Below are 6,052 nucleotides of genomic sequence, written 5' to 3'. Positions count from 1 at the left end.
ATTTAACATAATGGCTGTTATACGAAATTTGATTGATTTTTACTAAAACACTATTTGAAAATATAAAAAAAAGCCCAGTCATGGAATACTGGGTTATGGAAACTCAAATAAGGATTTATATTTTATAAAGTATTTAAAAAACCATAAAAAAACTATGGTTTTTTTTGTATAAACTTGCTTGTTGTCTCTACTTCATTGAATACTTCAAATTTTTTCCGATCATTATCGAGTTTAACAACGAGAGCTAAAATAAAAATCATTATTATAAAAGCTAGGAAAATCAAATGCCTTCTCATTATTAATTCCACTATCAGTGCTATAAAGTATGCTTCCCTATAGCAAATAGATAGGACATAAAGAATGAAAAGTAAAGCTCGATACTTTGAGACATGGCTATTGCCATATCTCAAAGTCGAGCCACTTTGCGATATTCGGTAGCAATAAGATTAAGAAAAGAACCGAGCAAAGTACTTGCCAGTATTTATTTAGGGTCAATAACACAGTAATCCTTATTCGTTCCATGACAGTCATTTTTCATAACTCGGACACAAGATTTATCATTACAATTTCTAATATCTAAATTATATCTTTGTTCTAGCCACGCTGCCTCTGCACGACGTTCCTTGATCTCATCAAAACTTGGAATAAATAAAAATATAAAAGACAGGAAAACCAGCACCAGACTGAGGAAAATTGCACATAACAAGGCAATAAATCTGTAGTTCAATTTGTCGGTAGCCTTGTCTAGTTCATGGATGCGACCTTGAAGGGCACGTGTAGCTTCCTGATTTGCGTTATTTAGGGTCTTTTTGCTTTGTTCTAGTACCCCACTAGCTACTTTGTTGTAAAACGTCTCTAATCGCTTGTTATCATCTGCTATAGCTTCTCTATATTCCTTCATGGAGGCTAATAGAATATACAACTGATCATCTAAATCATTTTGGCTGCTCATAGCGATGGTCCACTTCTCTTCATGCTCTTGCGGTGTTTCTGCTTCATGGCTTGTTCTTGCTGTAGCTTCAATTGCTGTTTACGTTCCAGTTCTAGGCGTTTAACTTCCTGTGCTTTCTTCCATTGCTCAAAGCCTTGCTCAACACGGTTGAACCCTTGTTCTAAGGTTTTTTCTTTATGCTGTTGTTTGTTTTGGAGCTGTTGGCTGTTCTGCTGTTTTACCGTGTCGTTGAAACGACTGATCTCAGTATCTATACCTTTCCTGCGCATCTGCGTGACCTTGCTACCCTCATGGATAGTGGCTTGTAGCTGATTACCTTGATCGACATAGCTGCGGTGGTCGATTCTTTCCCGATACCCTGCATGTTCGAGGGCATGATTCGCTAGGTTTGCCCAGGTGGAACGGATCTGTTTAATTTCTTCCTGGCTTGTTCCCATACCCAGTGTTTTTCTTTTGGTATTACTTAACTCAATATCGGCTTTATCTTTAAGAACTAAATTCTGCTCTGGATCTAATTCGGCCTTGCGCGTTGTCAGTAAGATATGTGCATGATGATTTTTATCACTGCCATTCTGACTAGGTGCATGAATGGCTAAATCCGCGATTACTCCATAACGGTCTACTAAAGATTGCGCAAACTCTTTGGCCAGTTCTTTTCGTTGTTCCTCATCTAATTCATCAGGCAAAGCAATCACCCATTCACGTGCTGTTCGGGCATCTTTTCGGTTCTCTGATTTTTCTGCCATATTCCAGACTTGGCTTCGGTCTAATTCGATATCCAAATTAGAAATAATTTCGGTATAAACCACACCTTCTTTTCTCGTAAAGTCGTGCGTTAATCCTGTCCGTTCATCTTTCAATTTTTCTCCTGCACGATAAGCCATAGATGCAACCGCAGTTCGTCCCGAACTTCGGTTAACAGTCTTCGTCGTACAGTGATAAATTGCCATGCCTTAGCCTTGTGATGGTTTTGCTTTTGCTTTTAAAAATTGCGTAGCGATTTTTGGGGTTAAGGGGATTCCCCTTACGCAAACTTTGACTTGGATGAAATCCAAGTCGTAAGTGCGCATTTCATGAAAAACACGATAGCATAAAGCCCGCTTGAATTCCAATTCATAGGGCTTTATGCTTGAGTGGTTTTCTATATCCCGAAATCTGAATCATGACAAAAGCTGCTGAAACTCTTGAAAAGAAAATCGAAGCCCAGTTAGAAAAGCTGAAACAGTTAAAGGCTCGCAAACAAGCTATCGAAGCTAGAGAAAGGTCAAAGCAAAAAGAACAGGAAAGGAAGGATGATACTCGACGTAAAATTTTGCTTGGTTCTTATTTGATTAAAAAAATGAATGCCAATGAAGCCAATAAAGAAAAAATACTCGCTGAACTCAACGAGTATTTAACAGAAGATCGGGATAGACAGCTTTTTGATTTGCCAGTTCTAAATTAATAAAAAAGGGAGCTATTTAGCTCCATTTTAAATAGTTACTTAAACCCAAGTTGCTCCAGTAGCGGATAGAACATCCTAAATTTTGGAGGTTCTAAAAGCATATCAGCAATACGGATTGCAAAATCTTCATAGCTTTCAGTTCCTCGTGAATACTCGCTCAATTCAGGCAATTTAGCCATTTTATTGGCAAATAAATGTCGTTGAGCATCTGTCATAGGGATAAAGAAATCAGGTGTATTTGGATCCCTTTTTAGGTCAACTGTCTTTTCAATCTTTGGTTGGTGTTTTTGCTTAAAAATAAATGAAAATGCTGAAATTAATCGCCCTTTTTTATGCTGTTCATACGTTGCCGTAATATCTGTATATTTATTAATTTGGTTAATAGCTGGTTCTAATACACGTTTTTTAAAATCATTCATTGCTATGTATTCAGTGTCTTCGATACCAATTTTGCTTCTGAAATCGTGTAACTCAATTTTTGGAGTTTTTCCAACTTCACGCCATGCAATCAAAAGCTCATATAAACGTATAGCGTATTTACTGGTAAGTTGGCTAACTTGTTTAAGCTGATAGCTCGTAAAATGCTGCTCAAGCCTTGTAATTAATGGAACAACATCAGGCGCAAACGTAATCTCTAATGTGGCTGAATCATCAATGTATTTAATACGGCTTACCCATCTTGATTTTACTGTGCCTATATTTCCTTTTTTATCTTGTTCTTTAAAGGAAAATTGTCGATCAAATAAGTTTAAAACAGCATTCTTTAATGCTTTATAGGCCCCATCATTGCTTATATCAAAACGGCTAGCATAGTCCTTCGCATGTATTTCTAATTTACTATCGGCTGTAATACCGTTGCCTGTTTCTCTTGCATTAAGAATTGCTAATAGTATTAAACGTTGTTCAGTTACTTCTAAATTATAACTAGCATTGATTAACGCATTATCCTTCACAACAAGCTCATTTTTCATAATCAGATTATATTGTTACTTATAATATGGACATTGTAAATTGAAGTCACTAAAGGGTCAATACCTATAATGTCCCTTTATAGAGACTAAATGTCCCTTTATAACCGACTAAATGTCCCTTTATAACCGACTAAATGTCCCTTTATAACCGACTAAATGTCCCTTTATAACCGCTAGAAGTCTTTAATAGAAAGGTTTCTAGCGGTCGTAAAAGCATTTAAAAGCTTTAAAATATATATAAAAGCCTAAGTAGGCATGAAAACAGCCCTATGCCCTCGCTAAAGCTCGGACGTTTTAACCTCGCTAAAGCTCGGTTGAGGGGCTGTTTTTTTCAAATATGAATTGAGGATTTAATAAAAAAAGAAACTATGCCTTCGCTTCGCTCAGTAGTCTTTATGCTCGCTTCGCTCGTCTAGAATTTGGCTAATACAGTTCGCACCCATTCGGGATGCTCTGTATCTTTCGTTATGAAGCAAAGGGGAGTTTGTAATCAGGGAAAAGGTAGGGGTGAAATTTTAATGCCAGGTGGTCGCTCGTAGACACTCACTCGGCTATTACTGGAAGAAGTTTAATAATTAAAATATCTAATCAAAACCGTGGAACAATGATCAAATAGTAAGCGTGGAACATAAAAAATAGAAAAGTTGCCGCCTTGTTGCTCTATGATTCAAGGCGGCAATCTCTAATATAATGATCTTGAAGGAAAAAACAGTTGTATTTCGTATAAGGTGTATTATGTTAATTTTAGTAGAACTAATAAATCTATATATTTGAAAATGTCATTTTACTCAATTAAATACTCTTCAGATATTTCACACTGTTCAACAAAAAAATGATCATGTGAAACTAAAATTACAGCGCCCTGATATTGGCTAATAGCCTGCGATAGAAGCTCTCTAGACTCAATATCTAAATGATTTTCTGGTTCATCAAGCAATAATAAATCAATACCATCAGGATAGTGACTCATTGCTAATAATGCGACTTTCAATTTTTCACCACCACTCAGTTCTGATAGTTTTAATAAAGCTTTTTCACGACGAATACGTAACTGACCTAACAAATTTCTCCACTCAACTTCAGTAAGATTGGAGTTATAAAGTGCAAGGTTTTCGATTACGGATAAATCATTATTTAATAAACTAAAGTTTTGATCTAAATACAAACATGTTCCACTAAAGAAAATATCATCACGTTGATGGGTAGAAATCAATTTCAATAAGGTTGATTTACCAATTCCATTAGCACCTTTAAGATGGATTTTTTCGCCAGCTTTCAATGCAAAATTAATTTTATTTGTTGCTGTATGGGGTAGCTTTAAATCATGAATTCTTAAAATCTCTCCTTGCTTCGTACTCTGTAAGTGGAATTCAAACTTCTGAGCTTTGATTTTTTCTACAATGGTCTGCCTATTAATCAGACTATTTTTCAAATCATCAGTTTGTCGAGTTTGTTGGGCACGTAGCTTACCTAAGCTTTGTCCAGCATTTTCCTTTTTGAAATCTAGAAAAATCTTTGCTTGAGAATTAGAATCACGAAGTTCATTGCCTTTAGATTGACGTTTATTCGCTTTCATTAAGCTATCATGTTGCCGTTGTTTTAACTGCTTTAATTCTTTTTTCTCATTATTAATAGACTGAGTTAATGCATCCATGTGTAGCTGATGCTGTTGAATGTAATGCTCATAATTACCTTTGTAGTGTTGTAAGCCTAATTCAGTTAAAGCATAAATATGTTGGACTTGATTGAGTAATTGGCGATCATGACTAATCAGGCATACACCACTAGGGTGTGCCAAAATACTCTCAATTAACCATTGTCTAGATGTTGAGTCTAAATGGTTGCTTGGTTCATCTAAAAGTAGATAGTGATCCTTTTTTAAAAACAAACGACATAAAGCCAGCTTTGTTTTTTGTCCTTCACTCAGTTTTTCTGTTGGAAAGTTCAAATCCGTAGGTAAGTCAGCATTTTCAAGTATATTTTGCCATTTTTGTGGTAAATCCCAGGTATTTTCAACTAACTCATAATCATCAAAACTAGCTGTATTGTTCTCTATACGCCGAAAAGCATGATGTAAATGATCTACCTCTAATGCTTGTGCAATATTTTCAGCATTAAGGCGTTCTAATTGTGCCAAATAATCATGTTGGATATTCCATGAAACTTGACCACTATAATGAATATCTAAAGCTTGGCTTTGATCTAATATTCTGAACAATAGGGATTTACCTAAACCATTACGTCCAATTAATGCAGAAACCTGTCCTGATAAAAGCGTAATGTTTAGCTGATCAAACATTTTCTGTGTAGAAAATTCTAAATTTAAGTTTGAAGCAATACATGCATGTTGCATAAAAAATTCCTCATGTAGAGGATATGCAAAATAGTGAAGATTAACTTATAAAAAACAATATATTATTTAGGATATAAAGTAGAGACCAAGAATATATAGCCACAAGTAGAATCTATTTTGCACATCAAAAGTTTAAAAATAATGATGAGAAAATGACTTACTTCATTGGCGTTACTCTTGGGAGGATGATTTGAATAAGGTTATTTTATAATGATAAGACAATCTGTCAAGCTTGTACTAAAGCTTCTAAAAGTTATTTAACATAATGGCTGTTATACGAAATTTGATTGATTTTTACTAAAACACTATTTGAAAATATAAAAAAAAGCCCA

General features: G+C 35.1%; 5 protein-coding genes. 1 reads left to right on the top strand and 4 read right to left on the bottom strand.

The window, feature by feature from the left end:
• Window positions 1–481 precede the first annotated feature (481 nt).
• Together GVV58_RS14790 and mobQ are read right to left on the bottom strand one after the other, a co-directional pair.
• Window positions 482–952 carry a hypothetical protein gene (locus GVV58_RS14790; protein ID WP_046650746.1) on the bottom strand — a complete coding sequence of 157 codons (471 nt, stop codon included), beginning with the start codon at window positions 950–952 and terminating at the stop codon, window positions 482–484.
• Window positions 949–1,902, bottom strand: coding sequence for a MobQ family relaxase (gene mobQ / locus GVV58_RS14785; RefSeq protein WP_068534583.1), 954 nt, complete (start codon window positions 1,900–1,902; stop codon window positions 949–951). Before mobQ ends, GVV58_RS14790 begins: the two co-directional genes overlap by 4 nt.
• A gap of 212 nt (window positions 1,903–2,114) precedes the next feature.
• Here mobQ and GVV58_RS14780 point away from each other — a divergent pair, with 212 nt between their 5' ends.
• The gene (locus tag GVV58_RS14780) at window positions 2,115–2,396 is read left to right on the top strand and encodes a mobilization protein (RefSeq protein WP_159516846.1); all 282 of its coding nucleotides are present in this window, start codon (window positions 2,115–2,117) and stop codon (window positions 2,394–2,396) included.
• A 35-nt stretch (window positions 2,397–2,431) separates the two neighbouring features.
• Here GVV58_RS14780 and repM read toward each other — a convergent pair whose 3' ends face one another.
• Window positions 2,432–3,367, bottom strand: a complete 936-nt coding sequence (gene repM / locus GVV58_RS14775) for a replication initiation protein RepM (protein ID WP_159516845.1) — start codon at window positions 3,365–3,367, stop codon at window positions 2,432–2,434.
• 784 nt (window positions 3,368–4,151) lie between these two features.
• Window positions 4,152–5,720: an ATP-binding cassette domain-containing protein gene (locus GVV58_RS14770; protein WP_159124549.1), complete on the bottom strand. Its 1,569-nt coding sequence runs from the start codon at window positions 5,718–5,720 to the stop codon at window positions 4,152–4,154.
• Window positions 5,721–6,052 lie beyond the last annotated feature (332 nt).

The sequence above is a fragment of the Acinetobacter sp. 18QD2AZ41W genome (genome assembly GCF_009829025.1).
Classification (GTDB): domain Bacteria; phylum Pseudomonadota; class Gammaproteobacteria; order Pseudomonadales; family Moraxellaceae; genus Acinetobacter; species Acinetobacter pseudolwoffii.
Note: the sequence above shows the minus strand (reverse complement) of the source record. Positions and strands in the feature narration are given on the sequence as shown.